General features: G+C 40.5%; 22 protein-coding genes and 3 riboswitches. Of the genes, 7 read left to right on the top strand and 15 right to left on the bottom strand.

Features of this window, described 5'->3' with window-relative positions:
- Window positions 1-221 precede the first annotated feature (221 nt).
- Together NST59_RS06665 and NST59_RS06660 are read right to left on the bottom strand one after the other, a co-directional pair.
- Entirely contained in the window at window positions 222-872 is a 651-nt protein-coding gene (locus NST59_RS06665) for a cell wall hydrolase (RefSeq protein WP_064498375.1), read from the bottom strand.
- Window positions 873-1,177: 305 nt separating this feature from the next.
- Entirely contained in the window at window positions 1,178-1,372 is a 195-nt protein-coding gene (locus NST59_RS06660; RefSeq protein WP_039178090.1) for a hypothetical protein, read from the bottom strand.
- 167 nt (window positions 1,373-1,539) lie between these two features.
- Between NST59_RS06660 and NST59_RS06655 the strand changes: the two genes are divergently transcribed.
- Together NST59_RS06655 and NST59_RS06650 are read left to right on the top strand one after the other, a co-directional pair.
- The gene (locus NST59_RS06655; RefSeq protein ID WP_003211747.1) at window positions 1,540-1,728 is read left to right on the top strand and encodes a YkvS family protein; all 189 of its coding nucleotides are present in this window, start codon (window positions 1,540-1,542) and stop codon (window positions 1,726-1,728) included.
- Window positions 1,729-1,882: 154 nt separating this feature from the next.
- Window positions 1,883-2,407 (top strand): GNAT family N-acetyltransferase, encoded by a 525-nt coding sequence (locus tag NST59_RS06650; protein ID WP_099663208.1) that lies wholly within the window; start codon window positions 1,883-1,885, stop codon window positions 2,405-2,407.
- A gap of 101 nt (window positions 2,408-2,508) precedes the next feature.
- On the opposite strand, the gene NST59_RS06645 is transcribed toward NST59_RS06650, so the two are convergent.
- The 6 genes from NST59_RS06645 to NST59_RS06620 all read right to left on the bottom strand — a co-directional run bounded on the left by NST59_RS06645 (window position 2,509) and on the right by NST59_RS06620 (window position 6,825).
- Window positions 2,509-2,727, bottom strand: a complete 219-nt coding sequence (locus tag NST59_RS06645; protein WP_039178087.1) for a hypothetical protein — start codon at window positions 2,725-2,727, stop codon at window positions 2,509-2,511.
- Between the two features lie 452 nt (window positions 2,728-3,179).
- Complete coding sequence (queF, locus tag NST59_RS06640) at window positions 3,180-3,677, bottom strand: preQ(1) synthase (RefSeq protein ID WP_003211403.1); 498 nt, start codon at window positions 3,675-3,677, stop codon at window positions 3,180-3,182.
- Between the two features lie 15 nt (window positions 3,678-3,692).
- Window positions 3,693-4,424 (bottom strand): 7-carboxy-7-deazaguanine synthase QueE, encoded by a 732-nt coding sequence (gene queE, locus NST59_RS06635; RefSeq protein WP_047202223.1) that lies wholly within the window; start codon window positions 4,422-4,424, stop codon window positions 3,693-3,695.
- Complete coding sequence (gene queD, locus NST59_RS06630; RefSeq protein ID WP_047202222.1) at window positions 4,417-4,857, bottom strand: 6-carboxytetrahydropterin synthase QueD; 441 nt, start codon at window positions 4,855-4,857, stop codon at window positions 4,417-4,419. The genes queE and queD overlap by 8 nt, the downstream gene beginning before the upstream one ends.
- Entirely contained in the window at window positions 4,858-5,514 is a 657-nt protein-coding gene (queC, locus tag NST59_RS06625) for a 7-cyano-7-deazaguanine synthase QueC (RefSeq protein WP_126681749.1), read from the bottom strand. It lies immediately after the preceding gene.
- 151 nt (window positions 5,515-5,665) lie between these two features.
- Window positions 5,666-5,710, bottom strand: a riboswitch (PreQ1 riboswitch).
- Window positions 5,711-5,781: 71 nt separating this feature from the next.
- Entirely contained in the window at window positions 5,782-6,825 is a 1,044-nt protein-coding gene (locus NST59_RS06620; protein ID WP_151284238.1) for a YkvI family membrane protein, read from the bottom strand.
- 244 nt (window positions 6,826-7,069) lie between these two features.
- On the opposite strand from NST59_RS06620, the gene NST59_RS06615 reads away from it, so the two are divergent.
- The 3 genes from NST59_RS06615 (at window position 7,070) to motB (ending at window position 11,109) form a co-directional block, all read left to right on the top strand.
- Window positions 7,070-9,172 (top strand): ATP-dependent Clp protease ATP-binding subunit, encoded by a 2,103-nt coding sequence (locus NST59_RS06615; protein WP_058838976.1) that lies wholly within the window; start codon window positions 7,070-7,072, stop codon window positions 9,170-9,172.
- Window positions 9,173-9,551: 379 nt separating this feature from the next.
- On the top strand, window positions 9,552-10,346 hold the full coding sequence (motA, locus tag NST59_RS06610; RefSeq protein WP_024424680.1) for a flagellar motor stator protein MotA: 795 nt from the start codon (window positions 9,552-9,554) through the stop codon (window positions 10,344-10,346).
- Complete coding sequence (gene motB, locus NST59_RS06605) at window positions 10,339-11,109, top strand: flagellar motor protein MotB (protein ID WP_039178076.1); 771 nt, start codon at window positions 10,339-10,341, stop codon at window positions 11,107-11,109. The genes motA and motB overlap by 8 nt, the downstream gene beginning before the upstream one ends.
- A 28-nt stretch (window positions 11,110-11,137) precedes the next feature.
- Here motB and NST59_RS06600 read toward each other — a convergent pair whose 3' ends face one another.
- Window positions 11,138-11,593, bottom strand: coding sequence for a MarR family winged helix-turn-helix transcriptional regulator (locus tag NST59_RS06600; RefSeq protein ID WP_034281539.1), 456 nt, complete (start codon window positions 11,591-11,593; stop codon window positions 11,138-11,140).
- Window positions 11,594-11,797: 204 nt separating this feature from the next.
- On the opposite strand from NST59_RS06600, the gene NST59_RS06595 reads away from it, so the two are divergent.
- The gene (locus NST59_RS06595; RefSeq protein ID WP_058838975.1) at window positions 11,798-13,303 is read left to right on the top strand and encodes an ATP-binding protein; all 1,506 of its coding nucleotides are present in this window, start codon (window positions 11,798-11,800) and stop codon (window positions 13,301-13,303) included.
- 46 nt (window positions 13,304-13,349) lie between these two features.
- On the opposite strand, the gene NST59_RS06590 is transcribed toward NST59_RS06595, so the two are convergent.
- From NST59_RS06590 to NST59_RS06565, 6 genes are all read right to left on the bottom strand, one after another.
- Window positions 13,350-13,592, bottom strand: a complete 243-nt coding sequence (locus NST59_RS06590) for an aspartyl-phosphate phosphatase Spo0E family protein (protein WP_039178071.1) — start codon at window positions 13,590-13,592, stop codon at window positions 13,350-13,352.
- A gap of 300 nt (window positions 13,593-13,892) precedes the next feature.
- Window positions 13,893-14,423, bottom strand: coding sequence for a 1,2-dihydroxy-3-keto-5-methylthiopentene dioxygenase (locus NST59_RS06585; RefSeq protein WP_024426834.1), 531 nt, complete (start codon window positions 14,421-14,423; stop codon window positions 13,893-13,895).
- A gap of 16 nt (window positions 14,424-14,439) precedes the next feature.
- Entirely contained in the window at window positions 14,440-15,078 is a 639-nt protein-coding gene (locus NST59_RS06580; RefSeq protein WP_341040538.1) for a methylthioribulose 1-phosphate dehydratase, read from the bottom strand.
- A complete protein-coding gene (locus tag NST59_RS06575) occupies window positions 15,042-15,737 on the bottom strand; it encodes a 2-hydroxy-3-keto-5-methylthiopentenyl-1-phosphate phosphatase (RefSeq protein ID WP_341040537.1) in 696 nt (231 codons plus the stop codon). The genes NST59_RS06580 and NST59_RS06575 overlap by 37 nt, the downstream gene beginning before the upstream one ends.
- Window positions 15,737-16,957, bottom strand: a complete 1,221-nt coding sequence (gene mtnW / locus NST59_RS06570) for a 2,3-diketo-5-methylthiopentyl-1-phosphate enolase (RefSeq protein WP_341040536.1) — start codon at window positions 16,955-16,957, stop codon at window positions 15,737-15,739. The genes NST59_RS06575 and mtnW overlap by 1 nt, the downstream gene beginning before the upstream one ends.
- Before the next feature lie 102 nt (window positions 16,958-17,059).
- Window positions 17,060-17,161: riboswitch (SAM riboswitch) on the bottom strand.
- 44 nt (window positions 17,162-17,205) lie between these two features.
- Window positions 17,206-18,396: a pyridoxal phosphate-dependent aminotransferase gene (locus NST59_RS06565; protein ID WP_341040535.1), complete on the bottom strand. Its 1,191-nt coding sequence runs from the start codon at window positions 18,394-18,396 to the stop codon at window positions 17,206-17,208.
- A 164-nt stretch (window positions 18,397-18,560) separates the two neighbouring features.
- Window positions 18,561-18,718, top strand: a riboswitch (SAM riboswitch).
- A gap of 80 nt (window positions 18,719-18,798) precedes the next feature.
- Between NST59_RS06565 and mtnK the strand changes: the two genes are divergently transcribed.
- Complete coding sequence (gene mtnK, locus NST59_RS06560) at window positions 18,799-19,992, top strand: S-methyl-5-thioribose kinase (protein WP_341040534.1); 1,194 nt, start codon at window positions 18,799-18,801, stop codon at window positions 19,990-19,992.
- Window positions 19,993-19,996: the final 4 nt, after the last annotated feature.

Genomic DNA, 19,996 nt, shown 5'->3' with positions numbered 1-19,996 from the left:
CCATTGTCTGAACTATAATGATCCTTTGACAAGATCATAAACGAAATCAAAATGATCTTCAGGCACTAATACTTCTAAGGCACTATTTCTAATTGATTTCTTCTTCACGTTTCGATAGCATGTTCATCCCCCTCAGAAATATGTTATTGCCCATATTATACAAAAAAGCGTGTAGGCTTTGTCTACACGCTGAGAGCAATCTCATTGATCGCTCTTTTTCTTTATACGGCAAATACGTGACGTCCGATGCGTTCTACAATTTTGCGGGAACGAATCCAATGATCTGTTGCCGTTTTTGGATTATAAAAATAGATAGCCTTTGTTGTTCTGTCATGCTCTTTTACTACCTGCTTCACAGCTTTAATGGAATCTTGATCTGCCTTATCATGAATACTTCCATTCGATACTGGCTGGAAAGCATTTCGCTGATAGATCACACCTTTCACGCTGTCAGGAAAAGAACGATGCTCTACTCTGTTTAAAACAACGCTTGCTACCGCTTTTTTCCCTTCGTAAGATTCACCTTTCGCTTCAGCGTGAACCAATCGAGAAAGCAAGTCCATTTCTTCATTAGAATACTGTTTACCACTTGCCTTATTCGTCGTTTCAGATTTTACTTTTTTCTTTTGCTTCGGTTTTGAAGACTTTTCTTCTGTTGACGTACTTAGCATTTTCACTTTTGGCTGACGCTTCTCTTCAGAAAATGCTGGGATGACTTGATCGTGACCTTGATCTATATATGAAAGCTGATGTTTAACAGGTGCTTTTGAAAGTTCGTGACTTAATGTGCCTTGCTGCTCTTGTATATTGTCCATCTTCATTGCTGCAACCAGCATAAGGATGACAAAAAGAGCTGTATGAATTTTAATCATTCGCCTTTTTCCTCCTTTAATCAAAGTAGGCTGTAAGATACTTGTCCACTCTAACAAGACCTCATTCTATTTTCACGCACAAAGATTTACATGCCTGTCCAAATTCCGTCATTAAATGGCATGTCCTAGTTTTGCGCACATAAAATGGAATTGTTAGCGCTTAAAAAGGTCCCTTTTTCACCTATCATCATCCTTATGCTCCTGTTTATGGGTTATTACATTTTCTTTTCATATGTATCAAAGTGGTTTGAAGTGTGACAAAAGAACGAAAATAAAAAGCTTTCTCTCATCAATGAGAAAAAGCTTTAACTTCTTGCTTCTGTAAGATATTCAAAAATAACATCTCCACCATGTTTGGCGATTCCGCGAAAATGTTTAAAATCATCTTGATTCACCAAAACAGAACGAAACGTTAAAAAGTCATCTTTTTGGATGGTCACCTGTTTTTCCGTCCCATTCCGTAAAGATTCGATGATTGTGAGGATTTGTTCTTCAGTCAAAAAAATCGCTCCTTTTCAGCCATGATCAAATATTAAATATACCATTCGTTAGAAGAGCATACAACGAAAACAAAACAAAAACGTCTTTATCCTTTACATTGGTATGAAAATATTGCAAAATACTTTTTAATAGGGAATGAAATCTGTTTTTAAAGGAGAGGGATCGGTTGAAGATTGCAAAAATTGGAAATGTGATCGAATTTAGAAATGGTTTAACAGGTGTAGTTGAAAAAGTGAATGAAAACTCTGTCATTGTGGATGTCACCATTATGGACAACTATAGAGATTTAGAACTGGATTCACTAACAGTCGTTAATCATAAAAACTATAAAATCATCAAAGACTCCGTACATTAATTGCAATCCTCAATACAGACGATCGGTACATACGTATATATAAAGCAAAGTTAATCACGATTTGACCAAATGGTGATTTCTATTTCAATACCCTTCTTTTTCATTTTAAAAAAATGATAAGATGCCGTATTAGCTCTAGACAGGAGAAACTAATATGCAAAATTCCAATGATATCATTGTACGTTTTGGAAAAATGGAAGATGCTGAAATGACTTTAGAAATACAGAAATCAGTTATTGCTGAATCAGATTATCTTCTTACATCACCTGAAGAAAACAAAAAAACCCTCTTAGAACACAGGAAATGGATACAGAAAAGAATTGAAAATGAAAACGAGACGTACATAGTTGCTCAAACTGATGAGAAAGTCATTGGATGGATAGCCTTTGAACATTCATCAAATAGAAAAAGAACTTCTCATACGGGATCATTCGGGCTGATGGTGCATAAGAGCTATAGAGGTTTAGGCGTAGGGGGAAAGTTACTAACAGCTTTATTACATTGGGCAGAAAAGAATCCTTCAATTGAAAAGGTTAGTTTAGCCGTTTTCTCTACAAATCAAAAGGCCATTTCTTTGTACAAGAAGATGGGGTTTATAGAAGAAGGACGTAAAATAAAAGAATTTAAGATAAATGATCATGAATACTGGGATGATGTTTTAATGTATAAGCTCGTTTAATGCTGTGAAAACGAATTGCAGAAATAAGGACATAATATCAATTGAGTCATCAATTTGTTATGTCCTTTTCTTTATCTCGCCATACATCATATCAGTAAGCATTAGTCTTTTTGCGTATGAAAGGTTTGCATTTCCGCCTTCGTCTTGTACATCTCGACTTCCTCAGGGGTGATCACTCCTTTATCAATCAAGAGGGCAATCACTCCAAGCAATGTGGAGGCACTCCATTTATACCGTTCTTTGTTTTGATGTTCAAGCATTTGAAGCTCTTCTCTAAGCTCCATTAGCAGCTGCTCTGCCCGCTCTTCTTTGTTTGCCAAATCCAACGCCTCCATTTACCATTCAATACCCCTATTTTATCTTAAATCAAATGAGATAAGCAAAAAAAGCATGATTCATCTTTACAAACATACGTTCTGTCATGTATAATATATTTACGAGCTGGTAGCCCCCAGCCGTCCTAGCAAGTTCTATTCCCATTCGTATGAGAAGAGTGACATGACTCTTCTCTTTTTTATGATTAAATCGCTACAATCCCATAAAAAAAGACATGCATCTGGCATGTCTCAGATTGTTGACAAAGGGCTAAAATGCTTGATTTTAGCCCTTTGTCTTCATTTCAGCGTGATAGAAAACCTTTGCAGTCTAGGAAGGACGAGAACCGGAGCGGAGCGAATTTGACATTCGTGAGCACCGGAGCGCAGGACTGACAACGAATGCGAGGGTTTGTCTACACGCTGAAACATGCATCTGGCATGTCTTTTCCTATTTATTAGCGATTATCAATCGTTTCTGGATACATATCATGGTTCATCATACGATACGATGCCATTTCTTCATACTTTGTCCCAGGTTTCCCATAGTTCGTATACGGATCAATTGAAATACCGCCTCTTGGCGTAAATTTGCCCCAAACTTCAATATATCTTGGGTCCATCAATTCGATTAAGTCGTTCATAATAATGTTCATACAATCCTCATGGAAGTCACCATGGTTACGGAAGCTGAACAAATATAATTTTAGGGATTTACTTTCGACCATGATTTCATTTGGGATATAGCTGATATAAACTGTTGCAAAATCCGGTTGTCCTGTTTGCGGACATAGTGATGTAAATTCTGGGCAGTTGAATTTCACAAAGTAATCTCTATTTGTATGTTTATTTGGGAACGTTTCAAGCACTTGTGGTGCGTAATCAAACAAATAATTGGTTCCTTGGTTTCCTAGTAACGTGACACCTTCTAATTCTTCTGGTTTTCTTGTCGTCATGACATCTCTTCCTTTCTATACGCCTCGTTTATTTCCCCACAATAACGTGTGCAGCTGTGGCAGCACTCTTACACGGTTTAAGTCTGGATCTTGTGCGACTTGATCTACAAGCGCTTCATATTTTTTTAATAAATGCGTCAATAAGTACGCATCATCACCTGTCGTCGTGTCATCATTTCCTACCTGCAAATAAAAAGGAAGCTCAGGGTATTTCGCATGAACATCCTTCGCATAGGCTAGATCACGATCGTCAAAGATCACGACCTTCAGGCTTGCATGCTGCAATCTATTTCCGTTTTTCAGCTCATCTATGATACGTGTTAGTTTCGTAAAATCTGTTTTCATATTCGAGCTTGGCGGCTTAGGGGAAATGGTTAAATCATCAATTTTCAAAAACCATTCCTGATACATCGTCCCTTGTGTTTCAAGCGCTGTATCGATCCCCTCTTCATGCAGTAAATCAATGAGGGATTCCATTTGTTTTAAAAGCGCAGGGTTTCCTCCTGAAATGGTGACATGAGAAAAAGCCTGTCCGCCTATTCTTTTTAATTCTTTGACAATGTCTTCTGCCTCAAGCCACTGAATATCATGCTTCGCTGAGCCGTCCCATGTAAAGGATGAATCACACCAGCTGCAAGAGTAGTCACAGCCAGCCGTTCTGACAAACATCGTTTTTTGTCCAATCACCATTCCTTCTCCTTGAATGGTTGGACCGAAGATTTCTAATACAGGAATCGCTTTAGCCATTGATCTCAACTCGTTTCGGACGGTAAATGCAATAGCTTGTTGGTGTCTCTCTGACAAAGACTTGAACACATGTTGGCTTGTTCGCTAAAGTCGATAAATACGCTGCGACTTTGTCATATACGGTCTTTGCCACCACCTCAGTGGTTGGCATCGCGTATCGATCGTTTGATGAGAATTCCTCGTGATCATTGAGCAGCGTGTGATCGTACTGCCCATGAATGAGCTTCTTCAATGTACTAAAATTGACAAGGAAACCCGATTCATCTAGGTCGTCGCCCGCAATTGTGATGTTGATGGTGTACGTATGACCATGAACACGGCTGCATGCGCCCGCATCTTCTCGTGGGATGAAATGGGCAGCCGATACATGCATGTCTTTATTCAATTCAAATGAAAATGGATGATCGGTTTGTGGATAGATTTGAGAAAGCATTTATTTTGCCTCCTTCATTTCCATATAAGTGTCATAGCCGTTTTTCCGCAGCTTACACGCAGGACATTCCCCGCAGCCATCAGAAATAATGCCGTTATAGCAAGTGAGCGTTTCATTTTTCACAAATTCCAGTGCATTGAGCTCATCTGCAAGCTTCCATGTTTCTGCTTTATTCAGCCACATCAGTGGCGTATGAATCACAAATGGTTTTTCCATTGCTAAATTCACTGTGACGTTGCAAGATTTCACAAACTCGTCACGGCAATCTGGATAGCCGCTAAAGTCTGTCTCACAAACACCCGTGATAATATGTCTTGCTCCAATTTGATACGCCAAAATAGAGGCAAAGGATAAGAACACTAAGTTTCTTCCTGGCACAAATGTGGAAGGAAGCTCTCCTTCTTTTTCCTCAATGTCAATGTCATCTCTTGTTAAAGCATTAGGTGCCAGCTGATTCAAAAGAGACATATCTAATAGATGATTCTTCACACCTAACTTGTCAGCAATTCCTTTGGCGACATCAATTTCTTCTTGATGACGCTGATTATAATGAAAGGTCACTGTTTCTACCTCTTCAAATTGTTGAAGTGCCCATAATAAACATGTCGTACTGTCCTGTCCCCCGCTGAAGACAACGACTGCTTTTTCATTTTTCATTTTCTGTTCTCCTCCTTTTGCAGATGCGTACAACACTGCATCTGAAAGGCTCCTGAAAACCCCTATTTTTCTCAAAAGAAAAGACACCTTTACATGTGTATGAGGTGTCCCAGCCATAAAAAATAAAAAATGCCACATCCAAGGATACGGCAAGTCCTTAGTTTTTTATAGAGGGTTTTGCTAGAACCTCTCCCGTCTTCACGGATTTTTGTTCAATTTTCACAGATGATAGTGTACCACATATTTTTCATGCAGGCTATCCTTTCTTTACTTACCTAGCGGTTCAGGCACTTTTTTTAGACAAAGAAAGAGAATAAAAAAGATGCTGACATAGCCAAAAACCGGGTAAACTGTTGAAATCAGTGTACCGTAACCAATTTTACTAATCACATAGCAGCATATGAGAATAAGGGATATCGTAAAGATGCTGTTCATTCGGATATATGCCCTTACTTGTCTCTCCAGCCCGTATAAATTGCCTATGACGGATGTAAAAACTTCACCGAAGATGACAAATAAATAAATGAGATGAATGGAGTTTGCAACTTGATACACCACCTGGGCCATTGGAATATCAAACGCCTCCAGCATATTTAATGAAGAAAGAGATAAAAAGCAAGCAAGCAAAATGAGTGTCAGCATGACGCCCCCAAGCACCGCTCCCTTTTTAATGACTGCTTCAGAGGTCATTTCATTTGCAACGGGTACTAACACTGCCTGTGACAGTGCTAAATTAAAGGCACCATAGGACACTGCTGATAGTATCCACTCGCCCTCACCCATTTGCAGCGCAAGAACATAACTTTCACTGCTGCTAAAAACAAATGAATCAAGAAACACAATCAATGAAAAGAAAATCAGCATTGGAACGACAAGGACGTTAACACCAAATAGTCCTTTTGAACCTTTAAAGAGTACAATGACGCTCAGAATGATCGTCAAAAAGATCCCATACTCCTTGGATATGCCAAGCTGTTCTTCAAAAATAGCCCCTGCACCTGAAATCATGACTGAGGTAACACCGAGTAAAATAAAAAACATCACAATATTAATATATCGACTCGCAGCTGCGCCAAATAAAAACCGGTTCATATCTTGATAAGATTCTGCTTTGATTCGTTTCGAAATCAGCATCATTTTTGCACCAAGGCCAGTAAAAATAACACCGCTAATCAGAATCCCTAATAGTCCAATCCAGCCAAAACGAACAAAAAACTCTACGATTTCTTTTCCTGTCGCAAACCCAGCTCCAACCACTGTTCCTACATATACAAAGGCAAGCTGAAAAGCGGATTCATTTGAACGTTTCATGTGACCCCTCCGCACCCATCACTTTCGATTGTCTCTTTTTTATCCTATGAGACAAGTTCCTTGAAAAGAAGGACAAACCATGATTAAATGCAAAAAAGGATTTTTATCCGTCTTTGAGCAAAACAGTTGAAAGTCAAAATAGGTCAGAGTATACTATAGTCAAAGATGGTCAAACAACAGACCATTTTCTTTAACATTCATTGGTCAAATAAAGTCAAACTTTATTTTAAGGAGGTCATGGCAAATGCGTTGTCAACATTGTCAAGTAAATGAAGCAACTATTCGCCTGAATATGCAAGTAAATTCGTCCCGGAGCCAAATGGTTTTATGTGAAGACTGCTATACCTCTTTGATGGAGCAGTCAAAAATGAAAATGGGACCTCAGCTTTTTGGAGGAAGTTCATTCTTCTCTCAGCAGGCAGGTCATGCCCCAAACATGGAGCAGCCAAAACAAAAAGGCTTACTCGATGAGCTTGGCCGTAACTTAACAGATGGAGCAAATGCTGGCTTAATTGATCCAGTCATTGGCCGTGATGAAGAAGTCGCAAGAGTCATTGAGATTTTAAATAGAAGAAATAAAAATAACCCTGTTCTTATTGGTGAACCAGGTGTTGGAAAAACAGCGATCGCAGAAGGACTCGCACTGAAAATTGCCAGCGGCGATGTACCAAATAAATTAAAGAACAAACAAATCTATTTATTAGATGTTTCTTCACTTGTCGCAAACACAGGTGTACGCGGTCAATTTGAGGAAAGAATGAAGCAGTTAATTAAAGAACTGCAGAGCCGTAAAAATATCATCTTATTTGTAGATGAAATCCACCTTCTTGTGGGCGCAGGATCTGCAGAAGGATCAATGGATGCTGGAAACATTTTAAAACCAGCCCTTGCAAGAGGCGAACTGCAGCTAGTAGGTGCGACGACATTAAAAGAATATCGCCAAATTGAAAAAGATGCTGCACTCGAACGACGTTTCCAGCCCGTTATCGTGGATGAGCCAACACCAGATGAAGCGATCGACATCTTAAAAGGTATTCAAGAGAAGTACGAGGCCTATCATGGTGTCACCTATTCAGATGAAGCCATCAAAGCGTGCGTTCAATTATCTTCCCGGTATATTCAAGACCGACATTTGCCGGATAAAGCCATTGATCTAATGGATGAAGCTGGTTCAAAAGCGAACCTCTCCATTGATGCAGCAAGTGAAGATGAACTGACAAACCGACTTGCGCAAATTGCCGCAGAAAAACAGGCTGCGCTAAAAGAAGAACAATATGAAAAAGCAGCGAAGCTTCGCGATGAAGAAGAAGCCATTGAAGCAAGACTTCAAAACAAAACAACTGACAAAGAGCATATCGTCACAGCAGAGGACATTCAGGCCATTGTGGAACAAAAAACAGGCATTCCTGTCGGCAAACTACAAGCAGACGAACAAACCAAAATGAAAGAAATTGATGTCCGTCTAAAAGCACGAGTAATTGGGCAGGAGCATGCGGTTGATAAAGTGGCGAAAGCCGTGAAAAGAAGCAGAGCTGGATTAAAATCGAAACATAGACCGACAGGCTCCTTCCTTTTCGTTGGACCAACAGGTGTCGGGAAAACCGAATTGTCTAAAACGCTGGCTGAAGAATTATTCGGCTCAAGAGATGCGATCATTCGTTTAGATATGAGTGAGTACATGGAAAAACACTCTGTGTCCAAACTCATCGGTTCTCCTCCTGGTTATGTTGGACATGATGAAGCTGGCCAGCTGACTGAAAAAGTGCGCAGAAAACCTTACAGCATCATTTTGCTGGATGAAATCGAAAAAGCACATCCAGATGTACAGCATATGTTCCTTCAAATCATGGAAGATGGGCGTTTAACAGACAGCCAAGGCAGAACTGTCAGCTTTAAAGATACAGTCATCATCATGACAAGTAACGCAGGCAGCGCAGATAAAACGGTCAAGGTCGGCTTCCAGTCTGATCAGGACGAAGCGATTGAGGAACAATCACTCATTGATTCGCTCAGCAGCTACTTCAAACCAGAATTTTTGAACCGTTTTGATAGCATCATTCAATTTGATTCACTAGACAGAGAGGACTTAGTGAAGATTGTTGATCTTCTGCTTAATGAGCTGTCAGAGCAATTAAAAGAGCAGAATTTAACAGTCCATGTCACAAATGAAGCGAAAGAAAAAATCGCAGAGCTTGGATATCACCCTGCATTTGGTGCTCGTCCACTTCGAAGAACCATCCAAGAGCACGTTGAAGATCAAATGACAGAGATCCTGCTTGAAGAGGAGCAGCTTTCTGGATTTACTGTGGATGTTGAACATGACGAAATCGTCGTAAAAAAAGGATAACTACACCTTCAGGATGATATGCACCTCCATCATGTTGCGGCGGCTAAGTTCCATCTGAACGCTGACGCTCCCCCGCCTCTTTTCCTTTACGATAAAAGAAAAAGAGGTGGATCACATGATGAATTGGAGCTACGATCTTGTCAAAATCATGTATGAAGAAAAACTAAAAGAGCTGCTTCATTTAGATGAACCAGCACAAAATGATTAGATGGAGACTCCCTTTATATGAGAGGGAGTTTCTTCTTTTTACATATACAGAAAGCGCTTTCGTCAAAAATTCTTCACAGAAACTGTCTTAATTTTATATTCTGACTAAAACCCTTCTAGAACACACCGATATTAACTATAGAAAAAGATAGTTAAAGGATTTGGTGAGATAATGGACAAAACATCGTTAATTGGTATTATTTTAGCATTTATTGCACTAGGTGTCGGTATGGTTTTGAAAGGTGTGAGTCTAACTGCTCTTCTCAACCCGGCGGCTATATTAATCATCATTGTTGGGACGGTTGCAGCTGTTGTCATCGCATTCCCTTCTAGTGAAATTAAGAAAACACCAAAATTGTTCGGCAAAATTTTCAAAGACAGCCAGCTTCCAACGATTCAAGAAATGATCCCTCTATTTTCAAACTGGGCACAAATTGCGCGTCGTGAAGGCCTTTTGGCATTAGAAGCAAGTCTTGAGGAAGTCGATGATGATTTTCTAAAGAACGGGTTAAGCATGGCAGTTGACGGCCAAAGTGCTGAATTTATTCGAGACGTTTTAACAGAAGAAGTTGATGCCATGTCTGAACGACATCAGTCAGGCGCATTAATCTTTACACAAGCTGGTACATACGCTCCGACACTAGGGGTACTTGGCGCCGTTGTCGGACTTATTGCAGCACTTGCCAACATGGGAGATATTGAAGCACTTGGACATGCAATCAGTGCTGCCTTCGTCGCCACACTGCTTGGGATTTTTACCGGGTATGTATTATGGCACCCATTTGCCAACAAATTGAAGCGTAAATCAAAGGAAGAAGTAAAGCTTCGTCTAATTATGATCGAAGGCATTCTTTCTGTTCTTGAAGGTCAATCTCCAAAAGTCATTGAACAAAAACTTCTTATGTACTTACCAGCAAAAGAACGTGCAAATCTTGTCATTGAAGAAGGAGAAAATCAAAATGGCTAGGAAACGTAAAAACCATGATCATGAAGACCATGTAGATGAATCTTGGCTTATCCCTTATGCCGATCTTCTGACACTTCTTCTCGCCCTCTTCATTGTGCTTTTTGCATCTAGTTCGATTGATGCGGCAAAATATGAACAGATGGCTAAGTCTTTTAATGTTGTTTTTACTGGCGGTACTGGTGTCATGGATCAATCCAGCATGCAAAGCACGGAAGAAACTGAACATAGCAACCAAGTCAAGAAAGCAGCCGAGGAAGAGAAAGATGAAGAAGCCAAAGCAAAGGCTCGAGACCAAGCGGTTCTCACAAAGGTCAAACAGCAGGTCGATTCATTCATTGCAAATAAAAAACTTGGTTCCAAGCTCGAAACAAAGCTTACGGATGAAGGACTTCTCATTACGATTGAGGATAGTATCTTCTTTGATTCCGGGCGGGCAGTTATTCGATCTCAGGATGTCCCGTTAGCAAAAGAAATCTCAAAGCTGCTCGTCATTAATCCCGCTCGTGACATCGTCATTAGCGGACATACAGATAATGTACCGATCAGAAATTCAGAATTTGAATCAAACTGGTATTTAAGCGCCATTCGTGCTGTGAACTTTTTAAATATTCTTCTTGAAAACAGCAACCTAGATCAAGAGAACTTTAGTACAAAAGGATACGGCGAATTCAAACCGATTGCCTCAAACGATACAGCAGAAGGCAGAAGTAAAAACCGGCGTGTAGAAGTACTCATTTTACCGATTGAGAAAAAAGCGAAATAAAAAAGGAAGCCAGCGGCTTCCTTTTTATTTATTCTTGATGATCATATAAATGCTTTGCACGCAGCCCTACATGTTTGAGCATATCGATGCAGGCATCTTTCTCTTCTTCGCTCAGGACACTGATCATCTCATGAATTTCTTTCGCATGATCTGGGAAGATGTCATCAAGCAAAGCTCGTCCCTGCTTAGTAATATGCGCAAATGTCACCCTGCGGTCTTCTGCACAAGCCTTCCTGCTGAGGAGTTCTTTCTTCTCCAATTTATCGACCACATACGTGATGCTGCCGCTTGCAAGTAAGATCTTATCACCGATTTGCTGAAGCGGCTGATCACCTTTATGATACAGCAATTCTAGCACAGCAAATTCAGTTGGATTCAGCCCGTGCTTCACAATATGTTTGTTCATGTGATGATTAATTGAGCGATAGGCACGTGATAATACAATAAATAATTTCAATGATTTTTCAACATTATGATTTTCCATTTTTTATCATCCTTTATGAAATGCAACCCACTAATGTGACATTAATAAACAATAAGTAAAATGTCAACATTTTGATCCATCTTTAGCACGAAAATGAGACCAGAACGAATCACCTAATTTTTTAAAAATCACACAAGTCATCGTAATAAAGATAGGTTCAATGCTATAATAAGTCTATTAGGTAATACGTTGGAGCGATGAATGATGAGTATACTCAAAGGGTTTTGGAAGAAGATCAGACTTTACCTTATTTTGGTCATGCTTCCAACCCTAATCATTAGTTATTTTATCTACGAAAAAGAAACTGAAAAAATCGATTTAAAGAACAAACAAACCGCTACACTTATGTTAAATATTCACAAAAACCAAATGAATTATTTAATAAGTGAAACAGAAGCGAGATTAACTTCCCTTGCCATGGGATTTGACCAGCCGGTTGAGACGAAAAAAGTACAAAACATCCTAGAGAAAATTTATAAACAAGAACCTCGTTTTTCAGGTCTGTATCTCCTAGACAAAAAAGGAAATGTAACAGCAAGCACCACCCCGTTAAAGGAAAAAATCAACCTATCATTCAGAGATTACTTTAAACGCATTCAAGTGACCAAGCAGACCGTGATCACAGACAACTATGTGAGCCGAATTACAAAACAGCGGATTCTCTCCATTTGTGTGCCTGTTCTCGATGAAAATGAAGAGGTCACCAATGTGCTGATTGCCGCCATTCAAATTGATTATTTAAGAAATATTATGAATGTATTGAATCCTGATCTTCATTTTAAAATGCTGAATCAAAATGGACATGTCGTGTTTACAAGTGGTCCACAGCCAGTACCTGAGGGCGGCAGCACCGTGTCTACATATTTAGATGAAAACAGCTGGAAGCTGGAGGTCTTTCCGCAGCGTGCTTCAACAAGTGAAGTGCTGTCTGTGATGCTCATCCCTTTATCCAGTGCGTTTATTTTATTAAATATTTTATTCACACTAGTGCAGTATATCGTGTTAAGGCGGCAAACTCAGCAGGAGCGTCATCAAAATGAAGCGCAAAAGCTTGAATTGATCGGAACACTCGCAGCAAGTACAGCACACGAAATTCGCAACCCATTAACTGGGATCAGCGGATTTATCCAGCTATTGCAAAAGAAGTATCATTCAGAAGAAGATCAGCTCTATTTTTCTGTCATCGAGGAAGAAATTAAACGGATCAACCAAATCGTCAGTGAATTTCTTGTATTAGGAAAACCAACGGCAGAAAAATGGCAGAATAACTCTGTTAAAGAAATTGTAAGTGAGATCATGCCGATCGTTTTCTCTGAGGCAAACCTTTATAATGTCGAAGTGGACCTACAAATCAATACGATTCAAGATGTGGGCGTGTATTGCACGAAGGATCATATTAAACAAGTCGTTTTAAATGTAGCAAAGAACTCTTTAGAAGCGATGCCAAACGGCGGTCATTTGAAGATTGTGATCGAAGCTGAAAAAGAACATGTCATCATTAAAGTAGCGGATACAGGTGAAGGCATACCAGAAGAGATGTTAAAGCACATCTTCCTCCCCTTTATTACGTCGAAGGAAAAAGGCACGGGTCTTGGGCTTGTCGTGTGTAAACGAATCATTTCGATGTATGGCGGAACAATTGATATTCATAGCGAAGTGAATAAAGGAACGACTGTTATGATCATGCTTCCTTCTGCTCACTCAGCATAGCTGAAGATGTCAGCCGGTTTTGCTTATGCAAGACCGGTTTTTCATGTCAATAAGAGGGGCGGTTCACAGATAAAAGACTCATTTGAGACACAAGATCATGAAAGGAGGGGGCAGATTGTTTCTCATGAAAAAGAAGATGCTGATACTCATTCATCAGGTTGTCCAGTTCTTGACTATATTTAATTGTCATCTCACCAGTGTACCCTTCCACTTGAGCAGCTTCTACCATCTGTTTTCTCTTCTCATCAATGGACATCAGCAATTGTTCTTTCCTTACATAAATATTCATGATCTCAGCTCCCGCAATGATTTCGACTGTCTATGCTCAAAATGATCCGACACCAAAATTATACTTTATTTGTAAATTAAATTAAATATGCTTATTTTATTTAATTTTTTACAGCCTAAAGACCTTTTACCCAATCAAATTTGGGGGTAAACTTCAAATTTGGACAGGACTGTCACATTGATTAAACAGAATTTTATCCTATACAGAAGATCAAAATCAACTATTTTCTTTCACATTTTATGTCTAATTTCCTAAAAAAAAGCTGATCTTCCGCCTCATGCGGAATGATCAGCTCTATCATTAAACCGTTTCTTCCTCGTAAATTGGCACCCAGCCCTCAGTTGTGACAAATATGCGAACTGCGACCACTTTGCGATCCTCTTGAAGTGTAAAGTAATGACGGATGTTTGGCGGAACAGAAATTAAATCACCTGGGTTCAATCTCACATCAAAAAAGACGCCATCCTTGCCTTGAATAGCAAAGATTCCGTGCCCACTCACAATAAAGCGTACTTCATCATCTGTATGGTGATGCTCACGTTTAAAGTTTTGGAGCAGCTCATCAAGATTTGGCGTGGCATCAGATAATGAAATCACATCCTGCGCTTTGTACCCTCTTTTTTCAGAAATACTTTGGATTTCCTTTTGGAAAACAGTCAAAATCTCTTCCTTTTCCTCATCGGTTAAATCATACTTTTCTGATAAACGGTTTGGCAGCTTTTCAATATCCCAATGCTCATAAATAACCCCTTGGTTTTCTAAATATGATGCAACCTCTTGCTCGTTCTCAAGTAATGTGTTCTCTTCATTGTGAATCAAAATCGTCGCCATGTGCTTTTCCTCCTTTTTATCTTACAAGCTGCTGTTGATACAGCGCTAATTTTAAGTGATAGCTAAATAAAAATTCATATGCTTCTAATACTCGTTTTGCTTCAAAGGCTGTTTTTCCCCAGACCGTGATGCCATGATTGCGAATGAGTACAGCACCAGATGACGCCTCTAGTGTCAGATGTTTGGCAAATTGCTCTGCAAGATGCGGAATATGAGCTGGATTTTCAATAATCGGAATCGACACTTCTGCATCCTCTTCCCAATAACCAAGCGCTTTGATGATTTCGTTGCCTTTAAAACGAATCTCTCCCTTATCCCCATACAGCTCTGACATCACATTATTATCAATGGTGTGGACATGGAGACAGCAGCCTGCTTTCGTCCGTTCATACACGTACGTGTGAAGCAGTGTTTCAGCTGATGGCCTAAGCGTCTCGTTCGGATCATGGGGCTGGCCTGCCGCATTTACTAGCACAAAATCTTCATTTGTTTCTTTTCGTTTATCTTTGCCGCTTGCCGTCACCAAAAACGTGGTTGGATCATCCGACACCTTGATCGATAAATTACCGCTTGTTCCGAAAAACCAGTCTCTTTGGGCCAGTTCACGTTTAACGTCTGCTAGCTCCTGCCAGCGTTTGCTCTTTGCGTCTGCCATTCCTTCACTTCCTTTATTTGAACAAATTGCGCGTGTAGATCAACAAATGTGTCAAACTCCTTATGTACGAGCCCGAGCTCTTGACATTCATTGAGCAAGTAGTCGCGCGCAAACGTAAGATCTGCATGTTTCGCCGCCTCCACATCAGTCACTGAATCTCCGATCATGATGATGAAATCATCCTCATGAGTCAGGTTTCGAATGATTGAGGGCTTGCAGCATCCGCATCCATTTTGACATTGCGTATCGCAGGCATGCGGCCATTCAATCTGAATATGCTCTTCCCCAAATGATGCATGATTGCAATAAATATCGTCTCGATCGACAATGCCTTCGAGGATGGGGTAGACAAAAAAGTCCATCCCCCCACTAAGTACATAGAAAGGAATGTCTGCTTTTTTTACCTCATCCACAAATTCCTTAAATCCTTCTCGAATCTCTGTATCCTCTAAAATAAATGATTGAATGGCTTCCTTCTGATCACTTGTCAGTAATTGAAACATCTGCCCGACGCCTTCTTGAATGGTAATTTCCTTTGACAGGACACCATCCTTCAGTGTCGTCCATTCACTCGGTGCAAACTGTTTCATGATGCGGATGATATTATCATTTTTTGTAATTGTTCCATCAAAATCACAACACACAATTGGTTTTTTCATTATTCTGCTACCCTTCCCCAAAGATCAAGTGCCGCTTTTAAGTCTTGGCAGGAAGCCGCCTTATCTTGGATAGACTCTTCCTGTATCACGGCATCAATGATCGAACGAAATGCCTTCCCTCCGCCGATGGCTCCCCGCGGATGTCCGTGAATGCCTCCACCTGCGTTAATCACATGATCAATTCCAAAATCTTTGATCAATACTGGAACCATTCCTGGATGAATGCCTGCTGACGGGACAGGGAATGTTTTTTGAACCGTATCCTCTTTCACGCAAGCTTCATAGATTCCAAGGGCATCCTTTTTCGGAAGTGCAACCGATCCATAAGGTGAGGGAAAGAGGCTCAAATCAGCGCCAGCATATCGGTTTAATTTGCCTAAAAGAAGAGAATGCGAGAATCCATATTCAGGAGAGGATGTCAATGCACCACTCACTGCGGGATGCGCCATAATAGGCAGTGGAATATCTGGATCCTCAGCTAAGCTTTGCATGACATCAAGACCGTAAGCAAAGACATTGAATAAGAGCGCATCTGCTCCAAGTTCAGCGGCCTTTCTCGCTCGATCCCTCAGGTCAAAGGTTCTGCCCGTTAAATTGACAGCATACAGCGTGCGGTGTCCTGTCTCTTCATAGGTTTCTTTTAAAATCTCTTTTCCTTCTTTGATTCGCTCTTCAAAAGGAGCTAATGGACTTTCAAATAAAATTTCATCGTCTTTGATGAGGTCAACCTCGCCTAATGCCTGTAAACGGAGCTGCTCTTTTAAATCCTGCATATCACGGCCGATAACACCTTTAAAAATACTCATCAATAATGGACGATCAAATACATTTACCTTATTTCGTATGCCATCAATTCCAAATACCGGTCCTGGCAGGCTTTTTTTAAATTCTTCAGAAAATTGGATATCGACTAGCTTCACTTTTCCGTCTAGTGAAAGCTTTCCAAAAATCGTCGTGAAAACAGCTGGTAAATCTGCTGAAAAGTTTGCCTCAGGATAAGCAATGGTCACCTCTGATTGATAAAGGCCATTTTCGGCTGGAGCAGCCTTTTCTAATACTTTTTCAACTCGGCCTTTATGCTTTTGAAGCTGCTCCTTTTTGAGCTGAGGCAAATCCGTCCATGATCCAACTGTTAAACCAAGCGCGATCTGCTCCGCTTTTCGATTTATTTGTTCATCCTCTCGATGTGTTAATACGTATGTTGCCAGTAATTCACTCACTAGGAATCCCCTTTCGATTGCATCATGCATATGTTCAATAAAAAAACCTCTTCAAGTGCTTCTTGAGCGCCTTAAAGAGGTTATTTCGTGTTATTCATCCGAATCTTATCTCTCAGCGCTTGCTGCAAGAATTAGCACCGTGCTTCATGGAAGTCGGTTGCCGGGCTTCATTGGGCTAGTCCCTCTGCCTACTCTTGATAAGAATATTCAATTTTCTTAAATATTGCCTGAATTATCGCACCATTTTTTTATGTTGTCAATGGCTTTTTTTCAAACAGCTTCAAGGCAGCGATGCGCTGAGCAGCTTCTTGTAACCGCTCCTCGCTTGTTAGAAGCCCTACTCTCACGTACCCTTCACCGTGAGCACCAAAGCCATTACCTGGCGCTACAACAACATGCGCTTTTTCTAATAATAAATCAGAAAAGGCTTCAGATGTATATCCTTCTGGCACCTTTAACCAAGCAAAAAATGATCCCTTTGGAGCACTGACTTCCCAGCCAATTTCTTTGCAGGCAGCTATCCACACATTCCGTCTTTTCTCATATCGGTCATTTTGCACCCGTACGCACGTTTGATCGCTTAATAGGGCTTCCGCTGCTGCATCTTGCGTGGCTTTAAACAACGAGACAAACAAATGATCCTGATAAAGCTCAATCGCTTCAATAACAGACGAATTACCTGCTGCAAATCCTACTCTCCACCCTGCCATATTGTACGTTTTAGACAATGTGTAAATTTCTATTCCCGTCTCTTTCGCTCCATCTACTTGCAGAAAGCTGATCGGCTTTTCTCCATCAAATCCAATGCCGCCATATGCAAAATCATGAACAACACAAAGCTTGTGATCTTTCGCAAATGTCACGGTTTCTTCAAAAAATGAACGGCTTGCCGTAGCCCCCGTCGGATTGTTGGGGTAATTTAAGTACATTAATTTCGCCTTTTTCTTATCATCCTCAGGCAGCAAATCGTAGTCAGGTAAAAAATCATTTTTTTCAAGAAGTGGCATGGTCACCATATGAGCTCCAGCAAGTACAGCACCTGACCAATAATCAGGATAACCTGGGTCAGGGACGAGAAGCGTATCACCCGGATTCAGCAGGCATTGAGGCAGCTCAACAAGCCCTGCTTTCCCGCCAAATAAAATCGCAATTTCCGTCTTTGGATCAAGCGTAACGCCATATTCTCTTTCATAAAAAGCGGCAGCGGCCTTTTTTAATTTCGCTGTTCCACGGAATGAGGAGTATTGATGATTTTCAGGTTTTGCTACCGCTTCCTGCATGGCTTTTACAATGTGCGGAGGAGTTGGCTGATCAGGATTTCCCTGCCCCAAATTAATGATATCTGCCCCTTCCTGCACTTTTTTCTGCACCTTTTGGACAAGGGACGCAAAAAATTGTTTCGGTAATTGTTTCAACACATCTGATTGCTGGAATTCCATTTCTTCACCTTCTATTCAAGTTACGTAACAATACAATCACTGTAATGGATTGTTTTATGAATTGTAAAGCAATTTTGAAAAAAGATTGACATGTAAAGCGCAGCTCTGATAATATCTTGAATTAAGAAATGCAAACAGACACGAAACAATTACATATTGATTTCTCTTATCGAGAGTTGGGCGAGGGATTTGGCCTTTTGACCCCAACAGCAACCGACCGTTAATACCACTGTGAAGTGGGGCGCAGCAAGTAACGCGCCAAGACAATTGTCTTATAGGGCACGGTGCTAATTCCATCAGACGTATGTGCTGAGAGATAAGAGAGGCTTTGAGCATACACACCATCAAGCCTCTTTCTCTCAGGAGAAAGAGGCTTTTTTATATGATTTGGAGGGGAAGCAATTGGTTACACTTACGGCATCATATGAAGAACTAACAGAAAGCTCGGCAGTTGCACTCGCAATTAGACTTGGCTTAATCCAAGAAAGCAGTCATTTGACTTGTACTGAAATCGGCGACGGGAATTTAAATTACGTCTTTCATATTTATGATCACAAACAAGAAAAAGGATTGATCATCAAGCAGGCGCTGCCTTATGCAAAGGTGGTTGGTGAGAGCTGGCCTCTTACATTAGACCGGGCAAGAATTGAAAGTGCTGCCCTGATCAAACAGTCAGAATATGCTCCGCATCTCGTACCAGCGGTCTATTACTCGGATACAGCTCTTGCAGTGACAGCCATGGAGGATCTCTCACACTTAGAAATCGTCAGAAAAGGGCTAATTGCCAGAAAACAATATCCGCATTTATCTGATCATGTTGGAGAATTTTTAGGAAAAACACTTTTTTACACATCTGACTTTGCGACAAATCCTAAAATCAAAAAACAATTTGTGAAGCAATTTACGAACCCTGACCTGTGTGATATCACAGAAAAACTCGTCTTCACAGACCCTTTCTTTGATAGTGAAACAAATGACTTCGAAGAAGAATTAAGAGAATCAGCAGAAGCGCTTTGGGCAGATCTTGAGCTGCAAGCCAAAGCAGCAGAATTGAAGCGTATCTTCCTCACATCAGCTGAAACATTGGTTCATGGAGATCTTCATACAGGCAGTATTTTTGCAAATGAGACTGAAACGAAAATCATTGATCCAGAATTCGCGTTTTACGGTCCCTTTGGATTCGATATCGGCCACTTTATCGCCAATTTGTTCCTGAATGCTTTATCTCGCGAGAATGAACACGAGCAGCAGCACCTTTTTGACCATGTCGTCAATGTATGGGCAACATTCAAAGAAGTGTTCACAAAAGCTTGGAAAGAGGACAGCATTGAAGCATTTAGTGTATCGGACAGCTTTTTAGAAACAACGTTTGATCGGATTTTAAAAGAAGCGACAGGCTTTGCCGGCTGTGAGCTTGTCCGCCGAACAATTGGTCTTGCTCATGCCGCTGATCTTGATGCGATTCCATCACCAACTAGACGGATTCAGCAGAAAAAAGCAGCACTGACACTTGGAAAAACATTTATCAAACAATATCATGCAGTGGAAACAGCGTCTGACCTCGTCGCATTATTCCAGCCATCTGTAAAGGAGTGACGGG

Origin of the sequence: Bacillus sp. FSL R5-0439 (assembly GCF_038008805.1) — a bacterium.
Taxonomy (GTDB): domain Bacteria; phylum Bacillota; class Bacilli; order Bacillales; family Bacillaceae; genus Bacillus; species Bacillus safensis.
This window is presented reverse-complemented; position numbering and strand designations above follow the sequence as displayed.